16 protein-coding genes and 1 pseudogene are annotated in these 14,296 nt (G+C 74.2%); 4 read left to right on the top strand and 13 right to left on the bottom strand.

What is annotated here, in order from left to right:
- Positions 1-497 precede the first annotated feature (497 nt).
- Positions 498-1,916 carry a sugar porter family MFS transporter gene (locus tag ACQPYN_RS24755; RefSeq protein WP_433028874.1) on the top strand — a complete coding sequence of 473 codons (1,419 nt, stop codon included), beginning with the start codon at positions 498-500 and terminating at the stop codon, positions 1,914-1,916.
- Between the two features lie 31 nt (positions 1,917-1,947).
- Positions 1,948-2,307: a universal stress protein gene (locus tag ACQPYN_RS24750; RefSeq protein ID WP_433028872.1), complete on the top strand. Its 360-nt coding sequence runs from the start codon at positions 1,948-1,950 to the stop codon at positions 2,305-2,307.
- A gap of 95 nt (positions 2,308-2,402) precedes the next feature.
- On the opposite strand, the gene ACQPYN_RS24745 is transcribed toward ACQPYN_RS24750, so the two are convergent.
- The 5 genes from ACQPYN_RS24745 to ACQPYN_RS24725 are packed head-to-tail and all read right to left on the bottom strand — an operon-like array spanning position 2,403 to position 5,877.
- Positions 2,403-3,614, bottom strand: a complete 1,212-nt coding sequence (locus ACQPYN_RS24745) for an FAD-dependent monooxygenase (protein ID WP_433028870.1) — start codon at positions 3,612-3,614, stop codon at positions 2,403-2,405.
- Positions 3,615-3,658: 44 nt separating this feature from the next.
- Positions 3,659-4,054: a hypothetical protein gene (locus ACQPYN_RS24740; RefSeq protein WP_433028868.1), complete on the bottom strand. Its 396-nt coding sequence runs from the start codon at positions 4,052-4,054 to the stop codon at positions 3,659-3,661.
- A complete protein-coding gene (locus ACQPYN_RS24735) occupies positions 3,985-4,767 on the bottom strand; it encodes an MBL fold metallo-hydrolase (RefSeq protein WP_433028866.1) in 783 nt (260 codons plus the stop codon). Before ACQPYN_RS24735 ends, ACQPYN_RS24740 begins: the two co-directional genes overlap by 70 nt.
- Positions 4,768-4,779: 12 nt before the next feature.
- Positions 4,780-5,427, bottom strand: a complete 648-nt coding sequence (locus ACQPYN_RS24730) for an ATP-binding protein (protein ID WP_433028864.1) — start codon at positions 5,425-5,427, stop codon at positions 4,780-4,782.
- Positions 5,428-5,430: 3 nt separating this feature from the next.
- Positions 5,431-5,877: a DUF1707 SHOCT-like domain-containing protein gene (locus tag ACQPYN_RS24725; protein WP_433028862.1), complete on the bottom strand. Its 447-nt coding sequence runs from the start codon at positions 5,875-5,877 to the stop codon at positions 5,431-5,433.
- A gap of 49 nt (positions 5,878-5,926) precedes the next feature.
- On the opposite strand from ACQPYN_RS24725, the gene ACQPYN_RS24720 reads away from it, so the two are divergent.
- Complete coding sequence (locus tag ACQPYN_RS24720) at positions 5,927-6,355, top strand: methyltransferase domain-containing protein (protein WP_433028860.1); 429 nt, start codon at positions 5,927-5,929, stop codon at positions 6,353-6,355.
- A 7-nt stretch (positions 6,356-6,362) separates the two neighbouring features.
- On the opposite strand, the gene ACQPYN_RS24715 is transcribed toward ACQPYN_RS24720, so the two are convergent.
- Both ACQPYN_RS24715 and ACQPYN_RS24710 read right to left on the bottom strand, forming a co-directional pair.
- Positions 6,363-6,692 carry a branched-chain amino acid transporter permease gene (locus ACQPYN_RS24715; RefSeq protein ID WP_433028858.1) on the bottom strand — a complete coding sequence of 110 codons (330 nt, stop codon included), beginning with the start codon at positions 6,690-6,692 and terminating at the stop codon, positions 6,363-6,365.
- Positions 6,685-7,374, bottom strand: coding sequence for an AzlC family ABC transporter permease (locus ACQPYN_RS24710; RefSeq protein ID WP_433028856.1), 690 nt, complete (start codon positions 7,372-7,374; stop codon positions 6,685-6,687). Before ACQPYN_RS24710 ends, ACQPYN_RS24715 begins: the two co-directional genes overlap by 8 nt.
- A gap of 80 nt (positions 7,375-7,454) precedes the next feature.
- Between ACQPYN_RS24710 and ACQPYN_RS24705 the strand changes: the two genes are divergently transcribed.
- Complete coding sequence (locus tag ACQPYN_RS24705; RefSeq protein ID WP_274198089.1) at positions 7,455-7,886, top strand: Lrp/AsnC family transcriptional regulator; 432 nt, start codon at positions 7,455-7,457, stop codon at positions 7,884-7,886.
- Here ACQPYN_RS24705 and treS read toward each other — a convergent pair.
- From treS to ACQPYN_RS24675, 6 genes and pseudogenes are all read right to left on the bottom strand, one after another.
- A complete protein-coding gene (gene treS / locus ACQPYN_RS24700; protein ID WP_433028854.1) occupies positions 7,879-10,128 on the bottom strand; it encodes a maltose alpha-D-glucosyltransferase in 2,250 nt (749 codons plus the stop codon). The genes ACQPYN_RS24705 and treS overlap by 8 nt on opposite strands.
- A gap of 127 nt (positions 10,129-10,255) precedes the next feature.
- A complete protein-coding gene (locus ACQPYN_RS24695) occupies positions 10,256-11,032 on the bottom strand; it encodes an ATP-binding protein (RefSeq protein WP_433039019.1) in 777 nt (258 codons plus the stop codon).
- A 63-nt stretch (positions 11,033-11,095) separates the two neighbouring features.
- Positions 11,096-12,237, bottom strand: a pseudogene (locus ACQPYN_RS24690) (PP2C family protein-serine/threonine phosphatase); the annotation flags it as partial.
- Positions 12,238-12,311: 74 nt separating this feature from the next.
- A complete protein-coding gene (locus ACQPYN_RS24685) occupies positions 12,312-12,794 on the bottom strand; it encodes a cupin domain-containing protein (protein ID WP_433028852.1) in 483 nt (160 codons plus the stop codon).
- Between the two features lie 61 nt (positions 12,795-12,855).
- Complete coding sequence (locus ACQPYN_RS24680) at positions 12,856-13,650, bottom strand: MOSC domain-containing protein (RefSeq protein WP_433028850.1); 795 nt, start codon at positions 13,648-13,650, stop codon at positions 12,856-12,858.
- A 35-nt stretch (positions 13,651-13,685) separates the two neighbouring features.
- A complete protein-coding gene (locus tag ACQPYN_RS24675; protein WP_433028848.1) occupies positions 13,686-14,198 on the bottom strand; it encodes a helix-hairpin-helix domain-containing protein in 513 nt (170 codons plus the stop codon).
- Positions 14,199-14,296 lie beyond the last annotated feature (98 nt).

Genomic DNA, 14,296 nt, shown 5'->3' with positions numbered 1-14,296 from the left:
GCCCTGCCCAGGTGGAGGTCCGGGCGGCGCCGGGACGAACCCACGACTGGTTGACCTAATGTCAGGACAAAGTCTTGACGGGGACCCCGGACCTCTCGTACCGTCGTCACCAGCAGCACGAACCGTCCGCACGGTCGCCTCGAATGGTGATCGGCATTCTCCCACGATCCTTTTCTGTGTCCGGAGGTCGTCGCGGAGAACGGCACGAAGAAGACAGTGCGAAATTTCCAGAAGAACCGTCAGAACGCCCGGGAAGCGACGCCGCTTCCCGGGCTTTCTTCGTCTCATCTGCCCTGCTCAGGGCGCTGAAACAATTCTTCAGAACGCCTTGACTTCGATCACACTTCCCCGTCATCCTCGATGACGGTAAGGGACCTTCGGTCGATCTCGATGCCGGCGGGGATTTCTCCCCGGGGGGCTCGCGAGAGCGTCACGCCGAGTGGCCCGTTCTTCCGCTCCACGCCGCGATTCGCCATTCCTCAACGGGGAGTTCTCGCATGACCACCTACAACCAGCAGCCGGCGCACCCGGCTCTCCCGCCGGATGTCCCCGGCCCCCACTCCAAGCGACTCGGGATCATCGCCGTCGTGGCCACGTTCGGTGGCCTCCTCTTCGGCTACGACACAGGAGTCATCAACGGCGCGCTCGAGCCGCTGAGTGCCGACCTCGGGCTCACCGCGTTCACCGAGGGCTTCGTCGTCAGCATCCTGATCTTCGGCGCGGCCATCGGCGCGATCATCGGCGGTGCACTGTCCGACCGCTTCGGCCGCCGGCACAACATCCTCATGCTGGCGATCGTCTTCGCCGTCGCCACCCTCGGCTGCGTGTTGTCGCCGAGCTGGCCGGTGCTGGCCCTGTTCCGCTTCATCCTCGGCCTGGCCGTCGGGGGCGCCTCGGCCACGGTCCCGGTCTACCTCGCCGAGGTCGCACCGGCGGAGCGCCGCGGCAGCATCGTCACCCGCAACGAAGTCATGATCGTCAGCGGTCAGTTCGCAGCGTTCGTGATCAACGCCATCATCTTCAACGTCTGGGGCGAGCACGAGGGCGTCTGGCGGGTCATGCTCGTGGTCGCGGTGCTCCCCGCGATCGTCCTGTTCATCGGCATGATGCGGATGCCCGAGAGCCCGCGATGGCTGGTCGCCCAGGGCCGTGAGGACGACGCCCTGGCCGTCCTCCAGCAGGTCCGCACCCCGGAACGTGCCCGCGCCGAGATGGACGAGGTCCATCGTCTCGCCGAGGAGGAGCGGACCTCCAAGACGGCCGGCGCCACCGACCTCGGCGTCCGCTGGATCCGCCGCCTGATCCTCATCGGTGCCGGTCTGGGCATGTTCCAGCAGTTCACCGGCATCAACTCGATCATGTACTACGGCACCCAGCTCCTGGGCGACGCCGGCTTCTCCGACAGCGCGGCGATCATCGCCAACACGGCCAACGGCCTGTTCAGCGTCCTGGGCATCACCGCGGGCATCATGGTGATGAACAAGATCGACCGGCGCACGCTGCTGCTCGGCGGCTTCGCCCTGACGACGACGTTCCACCTGCTCGTCGGCCTGTCGGCGCTGCTCCTGCCCGACGGCACGGCCAAGGCCTGGTTCGTGCTCGTCTTCGTCGTGCTCTTCGTGTTCTTCATGCAGGCCACCATCGGCCCGCTGGTCTGGCTCCTGCTCTCGGAGATCTTCCCGCTGAAGATTCGCAGCCTCGCCATCGGCATCAGCGTCCTGGTGCTCTGGCTCTCGAACGCCGTCGTGTCCCTCGGCTTCCCTGTCGTCGTCGAGGGCCTCGGCATCGCGCCGACCTTCTTCATCTTCGTGGTGCTCGGCCTGTTCGCCCTGGTGTTCGTCTACACCTCGGTGCCCGAGACCCGGGGTCGCTCGCTCGAGGACCTCGAGGACCAGTTCCGCACCCAGTACTCCTGACCTGCCCCGCGACCTCCGGAAGGAGAGACCCATGACCGTGCTCGTCGCCGTTCCCGAGGGGCGGGAGGGTCCGCAGGCCCTGGACGCCGGTATCACCGAGGCCCGTCTGCTGGACACCGACCTCGTCGTCCTCAACCTGACCCTGTCCACGATCGACGTCTCGGGCGTGCCCGAAGACCTCAAGGTCACGCTGCTCGAGCGCTCCGGGCCCGGTGACCGCGACCCCGCCGACGCGGTGCTCGACGAGCTCGCCGACCGGCCCGACGTCTCTCGCCTGGTCATCGGCCTGCGGCGACGGTCGCCCGTGTCGAAGGCCCTGCTCGGCAGCATCAGCCAGCGGCTGTTGCTGGAGAGTCCGATCCCGGTGCTGGCGGTGAAGCCGGAGGACTGACCCGGCACCGCCTCTGCGACCTCGGTGGCGGAATCCGCGCTCAGCGCGGGTTTCGCCACCGACGTCGTTCCGGGGGCGCGTCCCAGGCCGTGCCGTCAGGCGGACACGGGCACCGGATAGCGCGGCAGGTCGATCGCCTCGGCCGGCGGGGACGCGAACGAGGCCGCCCCGAGCAGGCTCCCGAGCCGCTTCGCCGGAGCACTGCCGGCGACGCCGACGGCTGCGCGCAGCGCGCGCACGCCGGTCCGGGTGCGCGGGTGGACGAGGCCCGGCGCGCCCGGGGGCAGCTGCTGGGCCCGCTCGACGTAGGGACGCATCCGGGTCTCGTACGCGGCGAGGGCCTGCTCGTGGTCGGCGGCGCCGGCGAGCTCGCCGGCCAGCACGTACGCGCCGACGAGCGCCAGGCTGGTGCCCATCCCGGTGATCGGCGACGGGCAGTGGGCGGCGTCGCCGAGCAGCACGACCCGTCCCCGGTGCCAGGTCGGCAGCCGCACCTGGCCGACCGCGTCGACGTAGAGGGGCGCGTCGTCGAGCGCGTCGAGGATGCGCGGGACCTCCCAGCCGGCGTCGGCGAACGTCCGGCGCAGCACGTGCACCTGGGCGGGCCGGTCGAGGTCCTCGATCCCGCGGACGTCGGTGAGCAGCGAGAGCGTCGCCCGGATCGTCCCGACGTTGTCGGGCCGCAGGGTGGCCGCCCGCCCCTGCGAGGCCTGGTGGATGCGCCACCAGTCGGTGTCGGCCGCCGTGCGCGGCACCGTCAGGTAGGCCATGAGCAGGCCGAGGGAGCGGATGTCGGCCTCGGGAAAGACGAGGGCGCGGGTGCGCGACGTCAGGCCCTCCGCGACGACGACGAGGTCGAACGTCCGCGGTGCCCCGTGGCGGAAGGTGGCGGTGACGCCGTCGGCGTGCTCGTCGAGGCCGCTGACCTCGTCGCCGAAGACGTACTCGGTGGTGTCGCGCGTGCGCTCGTGCAGCAGCCGGCCGAGCTCCCCGCGCAGGATCTCCAGCTCGGCGGTGGCGCCGTCGGTGTCGTTCTCGCCGGCGTCGAAGCTCGCGATCACCTCGCCGTCGTCGCCGACGAACTGCGTGCCGAGCTCGCCGGTCCCCGCCGCGCGCACCGCGTCCTCGAGGCCCATGCGCCGCAGCACCTCGCGCCCGGCGCCGCGCACGTCGATGTTCTGGCCGGCGTCGCGCAGCTCCGTGGAACGCTCGACGACGGTGGTCGACCACCCGTGGACGCCGAGCCAGTAGGCGAGGGCGGGACCGGCGACGCCGGCTCCGGAGACGAGGACGCGCCGCGGGGTCATCCCCGGGAGTACCCGGGTTCAGCCCGCCGACGTGATGCCGCTGGTCACGCCCGCGGCGCGGGACCCCAGCGCCGGATCGCCTCGTAGGCGAGGACGCCGCCGAGGACCAGCGGCGGGTCGATGACCCCGAGCACCAGCAGCGCCGCGCCGCCGAGGTAGGCGGGGAGGCGCTGCGGCACGACGGCGTTGACGAACCGCGCGACCTCCGAGGCGGTGGCCACCGCCGTGTCGACGACGCCCTCCTGGTGGTGGTCGAGGGCCGGGGGCGGGGTGACAGGGGGCGGGGTCGCCGGCGACGGCGTGACCGGGGAGGCCGTCGGGGGAGCCGGGGCGTCCGTCGTCCTCGCCACCACGGGGGCCTCGGGTGCCGTCAGGGCCTCCGCCACGACGTCCTCCACCGCGACGCCGTTGGTCTGCTGCTTCTTCTTCCCCTTGGCCATCGTCCGACGCTACGCCCGAAATGGGGTGCTCCGGGAGGGTCAGGCGCCGACCGCGCGGGCCCAGGCGTCGGGGGAGGCCACCGGCCGCCCGTGCAGGGCCACCACGAGCGCGGGGCGCAGCGCGGCGAGCCGGCGACGCGAGGCGTCCGCGACCGGCGGGTCGTCGTGCAGGCCGCGGGGAGCGGCAGCCAGCGCGGCGACGTCGGGTCCGAGGACACGTTCACCGGGCCGTCGCCGACGACGAGGACGCCGTCGCCGGCGCGCCACAGCGCGAGGGTGCCGGGGCTGTGACCCGGCACGGCGAGCACCTCGAAGCCCGCGACGCGGTCGCCCTCGACCAGCCGGCGGTCGACCGGTCGTCGCTCCCGGGCGAGCCCGCCGAGCACGAGGCGGCCGGCCGCCCCGGAGTGCGTGTCGATGCGGCCGTTCTCGAAGCGTGGGGCGTCGGCGGCGCCCATCGCGAGCGGCGCGCCGGTCTGGCGGCACAGCCAGGCGCTCGCGCCGACGTGGTCGCCGTGCGCGTGGGTGACGGCGTGCTCGACGATGTGGCGCCCGCGCAGCAGGGTGGCGAGCCGGCGTGCCGACCACGGGAACCCGGCGTCGACGACGACGTCGCCGTCCGGGCCCTCGAGCAGGACGGTCTGCAGGAGCCCCGCCGGGGCCAGGGCGCCGAGGTGCACCCCGTCGGCGATCTCCCGCAGGCGCGCTGGCATGCGGGGAGCCTGTCAGGTCGCGAGCACCGCGGTCACGAACCCGTCGCGCTCGCGGGTACCGGTGACGGGCGCGGGGACGGGGTGCGCGAAGCCCGGCCCGTCGGTGACGAGGGTGTGGAACTCCCCGTTCTCGCCGCACGGGTCGACGCCCTCGGGCAGCGCGCGCAGGAGGTCGGCGTCCCACGCCCGCCCGGCGAGCTCCGCGGGCACCCGGGCGGGGTCGACGCAGACCACGACCGCGCGCACCCCGCGGTCGAGCATCTCGCCGGCCAGCTGGGCCGTGGGGCGCTGCCAGAGCGGGAAGCGCGCGGAGAGCCCGGTCGCGGCGAGGGCCCGCTCGCGGAAGGCGCGGATGTCGGCGAGGAACAGGTCGCCGCACACGACCTCGGTCGCGCCCCGGTGCCGCAGTGCCGCCCAGGACGCACCGACGCGCTCCTCGTAGACCTCGTTCGGGCACGGCGAGGGCAGCTCGACGGTCTCCAGGGGCAGTCCGAGCGCCGCCGCCTGCGCCTCGACGAGAGCCCGCGGGACGTAGCTCGCCGCGACCTCGCCGCCCGCGAGGACGGTGGTGTGGAGCCCGGCGACGGGGCCGCGCTCGCGGGTCAGGGCGAGCGCGAGAGCGCCGTCCTTGCCGCCCGACCAGCTCACCCAGGTCGTCACGGGTCACTCGTCCCGGTCGCCGCGCCCGTCGTCGGCACGGCGGCTCTGCGCGAAGAGGGCGCCACCGAGCGGGATGAGCAGGAAGAACACCCAGGCGTTCGCGATCGGCACGGTGAAGAAGAGGATCAGCGCGATGATCGGCAGCGCCCCGCTCACGGCCGGTCCCCACCGGGCGAGGGCGCTCGGGCCCCCGGACCGGGTCGCGGGCGGGGCGCTCGTCACCGGCGCCGCCACCTCGCCCGCGCCCACGTGCGGCCGGGGCTCGGGCAGGTCGGCGAAGAGGGGCTCCAGGTCGGCCGCGGTGCGGGCCTCGGTGACCTTCGCGCTGCGCTCGCCGTACTCCTCGGGGTCGAGTCGCCCCGCTTCGAGGTGAGTGCCGAGGTCCGTCATGGCCGCCTCGCGCTCGGCGGTGCCGATGCGGGGCGAGGAGTGCGGGGCCGGCTCGCTCATGGTCGACAGCATGGCACCGGGGAGGTGTCGTCGGCGCTACCGTCACGGCGTGCCGACCGGACTGTCCCCCCGGCTGGTGGCGGTCGTGGACGCGCTGCCGCTCGTGCCCGGGATGCGGGTGCTGGAGATCGGGTGCGGGCCGGGCGCCGCCGCCCGGGCCGTCGCCGCCCGGGTCGACCGGGAGATCGATCCCGGCTTCGTCCTGGCCACCGACCGGTCCGCCACCGCGGTCCGTCAGGCCCGTGAGGGCGCCGCCGCGGAGATCGCCGCCGGCCGGATGGGCGTGCGGCAGGTCGCGGTGGAGGACCTGGTGCTGCAGGACGGCGAGGAGCCGTTCGACCTCGCCTTCGCGGTGCGGGTCGGCGTGCTCGACGGCCGGCATCCCGCGCACCACGGCCGGGCCCTCGCCGCGGTCGCGGCGGCGCTGCGTCCGGGCGGGCGGCTCGTCGTCGACGGCCGCGAGGTCCCCCTGCGCTGAGGCGCGCTCAGCCCGGGACGAGTGCCAGCGCCACGGCGTAGGAGGCGGTGCCCGTCGCCATGCTGAGCAGGGCGTTGCGGCGCCACAGGTGGACGGCGACCGTCACCGCCACCGGCACGAGCTCGCGCACCCCCACCAGCGGGCCGTCGAGGGGGACGTCGCCCAGCACGTGCACCACCAGGATGATCATGATCCCGGCGGGCAGGTGGCGCCCGAGGTCCGCGACCAGGGCCGAGGAGCGCAGCGTCGCCGTCATCGCGAACGGCGCGGCGCGCAGGGCGACGGTGATCGCGGCGGCGACCGCGACGACCGCGATCAGGTAGCCGGTGCTAGGCACGTGCGGCCTCCCGCGATGCCGAGTACCGGTGCCGCCCCAGCAGCGCCGCCACGAAGAGCCCCATCGCGACCAGCAGCATCTCCGCGGGGGCGACGAGCTGGGCGACCAGCGCGCACGCGACGGCGAGCAGGGGCCCGGTGGCCTCGCGCCCGGCCACGGTGGCCTCGGTGGCGAGCACGACGAACAGCGCGGTGAACACGAACTCCAGCGCGGGCACGTGCAGGCCGAACCCGCTCCCGGCCACGGCGCCGATCGTGCCGCCCCCCACCCAGCACGCCTGCATCAGCGCCTGGCCGGTGACGATGCGCGTGCCCGACAGCGAGGCAGCGGGACGGGCGGTGTAGAGCGCGTACGCCTCGTCGGTGAGCGCGAGCACGCCGTAGACGCGGCCCGCCCGGCTGCGGATGCGGTGCAGTGGGAACGACAGGCCGTAGAAGGCATGCCGGCCGTTGACCAGCAGCGTCGTGACGGCGATCGCGGCCAGCGGGGTGCCGGCCACCGCGAGGGCGACCAGCAGGAACTCCAGCGAGCCGGCGAACACCACGACGCTGAAGACCGGCGCCCACCACCAGTCGAGTCCCGAGCCGACGACGAGCAGCCCGAAGCTCGTGCCGAGCACGCCCATGCCCGGGCCCACGGCGGCGACGTCCCGCAGCGCGTCGCGGAGGTCGACCTGTCTCATGGGGCAACGTTAGGACGAATGCCGCGCCACCCGATGGCGAACCAGGTGCGCACTCGTCGCAACTTCGGCATCATCAGTGCGTGGACGAGATCGATCGCGCAATCCTCGACGAGCTGCGCCGTGACGGCCGTATCCCGAACGTCGACCTGGCCGAACGCGTCGGGCTCACGCCGGCGCCGTGCCTGCGCCGGGTGCGGCGGCTCGAGGACGACGGCATCATCATCGGCTACCGCACCGAGATCGACCCCGTGGTCGAGGGGCGCGGGTTCGAGGTGCTGGTCAACATCGACCTCGTCAGCAAGCACCGCGACGACTTCCTCGCCTTCGAGGAGGAGGTGTCGGCGTTCGACGAGGTGGTCGAGCTGCGCCGCATGTTCGGGCTGCCCGACTACTTCGTGCGGGTCGCCACGCGCGACCTCGAGTCCTACGAGGCGTTCGTGGTCGACCGCCTCGCCCGCACGCCCGGCCTGGCGCGGATCGACTCGCACCTCACGCTGAAGAAGATCAAGTAGCCGGCGGCGGCTGCACCAGCATCGCGACGCCCTGGTGGGGGTTGAGGTCGATCCCCACCGCGTGCAGGTCGTCGACGACGCCCACGGTCTCCTGGGTGAACATGTCGATCACGGTGCCGCCGGGAGGCAGGACCGTGGAGCGCACGGTGGCGGGCACGGGCTCGGCGCCGAAGTTGAGGATGGTCAGCGCGTGGCGGGGGTGCTCGCCGGTGTCGAGAGCGTGCACCAGCACGAGCACGCTGCGGTGGCTGACGTCGGGGACGTCCACCTGACGGCTGGTGGCGATGCCGTAGTGCTTGCGCACGCCGAGGATCGCCTGGAGCTGGCGCAGGAAGCTCGCCTCGTCGGCGAGCTGGTCGGGCACCGAGCCGTAGAGGCTGCGGCCGCGCGGCATGCCCTCGGCGGAGCGGGTCGCATCGGGGTTGTGGCCCATGAGGTCGTGCGCGGCGCGGTGGATCCAGCGGGTGTCGCCCTCGGCGAGCAGGTCGGAGACCTGCTCGGGCGGCAGCGTGAGCATGCCGCAGAGGTCCCAGCCGGAGAGGGCGAAGACGCCGGGCTGCATCGCGTTGTACATCGCGAGCAGCAGGTGCACGCGGCGGATGTCGACGACGTCGTCCTCGGTGATGTCGTCGAGGCGCCGGACGCCGAGGGCGGCGGCGATCACCGTGGCCGTGGTGGAGGCGATCCCGTTGGTGGTGAACACCAGGTTGTAGGGGGCGTTCTCGCCGGCGAGCGCGGTCGCGAGCTCGCGGCGCACCGTGTCGCCGATCTCGGCGCCGGTGGCGGGCTCGCCGCGGAAGGTGAAGACGTCGTCGCGGTGCCCGGTGGACCAGTGGACCAGCTCGTAGGTCATCTCGTCGTGGTTCTGCAGGGCGTGCACGAGCGAGGCCGGGTCGATGCCCGTCTCGAGGCTCGTTCGCAGGCACAGGCGCAGGAAGTCGGTGTCGCCCGTGGCCAGCGCGTGGTGGTAGGCGGGACGGGTGACGAAGTCGTAGGACAGGTCCGCGCCGGCCTCGCCGACCTCGCGGATGTCGTCCATCGTCAGGTTCAGCTCCTGGAAGGTGAACCCGCCGACCTTGCGGACCATGCTGGCGATGAGGTGGTTGGCGGCCTCGGAGAGCGGGTGGCCCTCCGACCACGCCGGCCCCTCCGCCGCGCTCTTCTCGATGCCGAGGAACCCGTTGGCGTCGAGGCGCAGCGCTCCCGACCCGAGGTCGGCCAGGGAGTGCAGCGCGTCGCCGATCGTCAGGCGCATGCCCGCGAACGACGGGTCGAGCCAGTTGATCGAGGGCTGGCCCTCCTTGAAGTAGTGCAGGTACACCCAGCGGCGCTCGATGCCGTCCACGCCGGCCACCGCGGCGGTCGCGCTCCAGTTGGTCTCCTTGACCCCGGGCGCGTGGAAGATGACGCGCTGGAGGCGCCCGATGATGTAGCCGGCCTTCTCCAGGCGCTCCTCGGTGGAGGCGTCGAGGTTGATCGAGTCGCGGCCGGCCGGGACGTCGGGCAGGTAGTGCCAGTCGTCGGGCTCGATCTCGACCATGTGGTAGATGCCCGGGTAGTCGGCGAAGCCCATCTCGGCGAGCCGGAAGTCCGCGCCCTTACCGGTGTGGCCGGGCACGACGTCGTCGATGATCGTGCCGCCGTAGAACGTCGCCATCCCGCACATCGCCCGGAACTCCTGCTCGGAGCCGAAGGCGGGGTCGATGACCGTGGAGATGCGGTCGAAGTGCCCGTCGACGCTGGGCGTGTGCCCCCAGCCGGAGATGCCGCCTGCGCGCTTGACGGGCCCGGTGTGCACGGCCTCGATGCCGATGTCGGCGAACGACGACCAGAGCTCCTCCTCGCCGAGCGCGGCGAGGAACGACTGGCCGGGACGGGTGATCAGCGACAGCGGGTACGCGGTGAACCACACCGACGCGGTGTCGACGGCCAGGCGCGGGTTGGGGTCGGCGTAGGGGTTCTGCCACATCGAGCCCTGGCCGGAGAACTGGCGGGCGATCGTGTTGGCGTCGGCGAGCATCGACTCCGAGAGCAGCCACGAGACGTAGGTGGGGTTGGTGCCCACCGGCTCGCCGTCGCGCGCGCTGGACCGGCGCTCGAAGGGGGAGCGGACCCGGGCCCGGTGGCGCAGCGCCCGCGGGCGCGCGGGGTGGAGGTGCTCCGCGTACGTGATCTCACCGGGTTCGTGGACCACCTCGTCGTCGGTCGACGGGTCGTCCGCATCGTCGGCCCGGGCGTCCACACGCACTCCTTCTCCACCGCGTCCAGCAAGACAGGCCGACCATCGTCACACGAGGCGGGCGCACCGCCGACGAGGGCTCGCTGTCCGCCGCGCCCCCGTCCGTGTCCATACGGGTGTCACGCGGGTGTCAGGCCATCGCGGCGCCGTCGGGCACCTCGTCGATCAGGTCGGAGAGGCCGGTGAGGTCGAGGACCCGGCCGGCCACGCTGCCCCGGCCTGCGCGCAGCCGCAGGCCCGGGAGCGCGCCGCGGAGCTCGTGGATCGCCTGCACGGCGGAGCTGGAGAACACCGTCACGGCGTCGAGGTCGACGGTGAGCCCGCGGGCACCGCCGCGGGCGGCGGCCAGCAGCCCGTGGCGGAAGCGCTCGACGGTCCCGGTGTCGATCGGACCGGCCACGGCGAGCACGCCGGGCTCCGGCTCCGCGGTGGTGGTGAGCTCGCGGTCGACGCCCCGCAGACCCGAGACCGCGGCCTCGTCGTCGTAGCTGCCCACCGAGACCTCGCGGTGCACCGGCGCCACCAGGGTCACCGTCGTGCCGGTGGGGCCGGCCGTGATGTCCACGTGCTCGACGAGCCCGCGCATCATCATCAGGCCGCGCCCGCGACCGCCCGGGTCGTCGGGCGCGGGGTGCCAACGTCCCGTGTCGGTCACCGTCACGTGCATCCGGCCCTCGTCGTCGAGCGCCGCCCGGACGCGGGCGCCGACGCCGTCGGCGGGCGGCTCCGGGTAGGCGTGCTCGATGGCGTTGGTGACGGCCTCGCCCACCGCGTGGACCAGTGCCATCGCGTCGTCCTCGCCGACCCCGGCGTGCTCCAGCCAGGCCCCCACCGCGCGGCGCATCCGTCCGAGGCGACGGGGGTCGGGAGCGACCTCCAGCGTCAGCGGCGCCAGGGGCTCGGCCATGAGCTGCACGGCGAGCAGGGTGGCGTCGTCGGTGTGCCCGCCGCCGGTCCAGCCCATCCGCTCGACGGTGAGCGCGGCGATCCGGTCGACCTGCGCGGTCGGCACCGTCGCGTCGTCCTCGACGGCCTCGTGGCCGGCCGCCACGGCGGTACGGGCGAGAGCCTCGAGGCTGTCGTCGAGCGTGCGCCCCGGCCGCTCGACGAGGCCGTCGGTGTAGAGGACGAGGACGTCACCGGGCCCGAGCCGGTCGGAGGTCACCCGCGGTGCCCCGGCGCCGCCGGTCCCGAGCGGCGCCCCGGCGGCCACCTCGACCCAGCGCGGGTGCCCTCCGCGGTGACCACCAGCGGCGGCGGGTGCGCGGCGGCGGCCACCTCGAGGTCGCCGGAGCGCGGATCGAGGACGGCGACGCACACGGTGGTCGCGCGGGTCGCGCGCTCGCGGCCCGCGAACCGGTCGAGCTCGGCGAGGGCGCCCAGGACGTCCCGGCCCGCGGCGAGCGCGTTCGCCCCGACGGCCCGCAGCCGGCCCATGGCCGCCGAGGCCGCGGCGCCGTGGCCGACGACGTCGCCGACCACGACGGCCACCCGCCCGTCGGGCAGCGGCACCGCGTCGAACCAGTCGCCGCCCGCCGCGAGCTCCCGCCCGGCCACCACGTACCGCGCCGCCAGCCGGACCTGCGGCAGCACGGGCAGCCCGCCCGGAAGCAGCGACCGCTGCAGGGTGAGCACGACGTCCTGCGCGGCCTGCCGGCGCTGCTCGGACTCCGCGGCCGAGAGCTCGGCCCGCCGCCGGCGCAGCACCTCGTCGGTGACCCGCGCGATGTGCACCGTCATGCCCCGCATCGACCCGTCCGGGTGGTGCGTGGGGACGAACGTGTAGGAGTACCAGTCCTCCTCGAGGCGGCCGTCGCCGTCGCGGTCGACGAGGATCCGCCGCTCGTCACCGATCACCGGCTCGCCCCGCGCCCAGACCTCGTCGAGGGTCTCGAACACCTGCTGGCCGTCGAGCTCCGGCGCGACCTCCCGGATGGGGCGCCCGACGATCCCGGGACGGAAGCCCATGCTCGCGCGGGCGAGGCGGTTCGCGGCGACGACGCGGTGCTCCGGGCCCTCGAACGCCCAGAGCACGGCGGGGATGTCCTCGAAGGCGGCGACGACGTCGCCGGGGGTGCCCGCCGGTTGCTCGACGGGGTCGTCCGCAGCCATGGAGCCATGGTTCTCCGGCGCGATCCGGGGCCACACGTCGGGGTCCCTCCCCGATCCGGGTGGCCCGACGGTCCCTACCTCCGGGGCCCGGCCTGCCGATCTCGGGACGGGGACCACGCCAGCAGCCGCCACAGCGCCCGCTGCGGGCGGTCGGGGAGTCCGGCCACGGTGAACGACCAGTCGTGCTCGGCGTTGATCCGGGCCAGCTCACGCAGCGGCGGTGCGCCCGTCGCGGCCGCCATCGCCCGAAGCTGCGCCTGCAGCGGCCCCGCCGGGGTCTCGACCGTGCGCAGACGGACCGGCTCGTCGAAGGGGTTGGCGAACGCGTGCGTCGTCCCCGGCGGCACGCTCACGGTCTCGCCGGGCTGCACCAGGTGCCGCTCGCGGCCGAGGCGCACCATCAGCAGCCCGGACTCGACGGTGAACACCTCGCGCTCGCGGCGGTGGCGGTGCGCGGGCGGGCCGGCGTGCCGCGGCGGCACGACGGCGGTGAAGACGAAGTCCGGCTCCGAGGTCTCGACGGTGACGACCTGCCCGTCGTCGAACGCGATGGTCATCGCGCCTCCCTGCCACCTGGGCCCCACGTCGTCGCCGAGGCGCCTGATCACGTCCGCGAACCTAGACGAGGGTGACCGTGTCCCCGCGCCGCACGGTGCCGCCGCGCACCACCTCCGCGTACACGCCGGCGCACGGGAGCACCCCGAACCCCGGGACGTCGACGCGGTTGCCGGACAGCAGCGGCCGCAGCGCCTCCGGCGCCCGGGGCAGGTCGCCGTGCTCGAGCGTCGGCACCGAGCAGCGCGGTGTCGGCAGCACGATCCGCAGCGTCGCCTCGCCCACGGTGAGCTCCCGGCCGACCCAGTCGGTCTCGGCGAAGGGCGCGGTGTCGGACTCGACGACGAGGTTCGGCCGGTACCGCCGCGCGTCCATGCCCAGGTGGTCGAGGGTCGCGGTGGTGATGAGGTGGACCGGCGCGTAGTCGACGAACGTGTCCGCGGCGCTGCCCATCGAGATCTCCAGCGTGGGCGCCGCGACCTCGTGCTCGACGCCGTGCTCGAGCACGTCCTCCGGGTCGGGCCGCTCCACCTCCGCGCCGCCCGGGCGCGCGGCGGCGATGGTGACGACCCGGCCGAGGTCGGCCGCGAGCTCGTCGGACAGCCGGGGGTCGTCGACGTCGAGGGTGTGGCCGTCGGGGGCGGTGACGCGCACGCGATCGTCCTCCACCGACGCCGTGTACTGCAGCAGCCGGCGCCACAGCCGCGGGTGCTTCGCCGTGGCGACGAGCCCGGTGGTGGCGTCGAGCAGCCCGTACCGGCGGTCGAGCGGCAGCCCCGCGGTCGCGAGCAGGGCCTCCTCGAGCGGCTGGCCGAGCATCGACTTGACGGGGTAGCGGGTCAGCGTCGACACGCGCACGGTGGTCGCTCCTGGAGGGGTGCGGGGGAGGGGCGTCACGAGGATTCACCGCGGCCGAGCGCCTCGTCCAGCACCCGGACGGCCTTCGCCCCGACACCGTGCAGGCCGAGCAGCTCCTCCCGCGGCATGGCGGCGACGCGCGCGAGGGTGGTGACGCCGGCGTCGGCCAGCGCACGGGTGGCCGGTCGGCCGATCGCCCGGGGCAGGTCTCCCACCTCGCCCGGGCGTGCCGTCGCCGCGGCGGCCGCGGTCCCGGCGAGCTCCCGGGGTGCCCGGGCGGCCCAGGCCCGGCGGACCCAGTGGTTGAGCTGCTGCCCGTCGATCTCGTCCAGGGCCAGCGTCGCTCCGTCGGGTGCGGGCTCGGCGGTCGGGTACGCCGCGGTGAGCGCGGCGACGTCGGGGGCCGAGAGGTGCAGACGCACGTGGCTCCCGTCGAGCACCGCGAACACCCGCCCGTCCACGGCGAACGTCGGCCGACCCTCGTCGTCCGTCGTCTCCTCGGCGCGGACCTGGCCCAGGGCCTTGCGCAGCTGGCGCACCGTCGTCATCGCCCTCACCTCGGTCGGAGGCTAGCGGGGCCCCCGACATCGCGCCTCCGTCGTGCGGTTGCGGCACGGAGGCGGGCGCGGCGGCTAGGGTCGGGTCG

Source organism: Actinomycetospora sp. CA-053990 (genome assembly GCF_050948445.1).
GTDB lineage: Bacteria > Actinomycetota > Actinomycetes > Mycobacteriales > Pseudonocardiaceae > Actinomycetospora > Actinomycetospora callitridis.
The sequence above is the reverse complement of the archived record's forward strand: the minus strand, read 5'-3'. Positions and strand labels throughout refer to the sequence as shown.

Bases quoted from the DNA above. Each gene is read 5' to 3' on its own strand.
- ACQPYN_RS24750 (WP_433028872.1), top strand. From the start codon at position 1,948: ATGACCGTGCTCGTCGCCGTTCCCGAGGGGCGGGAGGGTCCGCAGGCC.
- ACQPYN_RS24755 (WP_433028874.1), top strand. From the start codon at position 498: ATGACCACCTACAACCAGCAGCCGGCGCACCCGGCTCTCCCGCCGGAT.
- ACQPYN_RS24695 (WP_433039019.1), bottom strand. From the start codon at position 11,032: ATGGCCGAGCCCCTGGCGCCGCTGACGCTGGAGGTCGCTCCCGACCCC.
- ACQPYN_RS24745 (WP_433028870.1), bottom strand. From the start codon at position 3,614: ATGACCCCGCGGCGCGTCCTCGTCTCCGGAGCCGGCGTCGCCGGTCCC.
- ACQPYN_RS24685 (WP_433028852.1), bottom strand. From the start codon at position 12,794: ATGACCATCGCGTTCGACGACGGGCAGGTCGTCACCGTCGAGACCTCG.
- ACQPYN_RS24710 (WP_433028856.1), bottom strand. From the start codon at position 7,374: ATGAGACAGGTCGACCTCCGCGACGCGCTGCGGGACGTCGCCGCCGTG.
- ACQPYN_RS24735 (WP_433028866.1), bottom strand. From the start codon at position 4,767: ATGCCAGCGCGCCTGCGGGAGATCGCCGACGGGGTGCACCTCGGCGCC.
- ACQPYN_RS24740 (WP_433028868.1), bottom strand. From the start codon at position 4,054: ATGGCCAAGGGGAAGAAGAAGCAGCAGACCAACGGCGTCGCGGTGGAG.
- ACQPYN_RS24725 (WP_433028862.1), bottom strand. From the start codon at position 5,877: ATGAGCGAGCCGGCCCCGCACTCCTCGCCCCGCATCGGCACCGCCGAG.
- ACQPYN_RS24675 (WP_433028848.1), bottom strand. From the start codon at position 14,198: ATGACGACGGTGCGCCAGCTGCGCAAGGCCCTGGGCCAGGTCCGCGCC.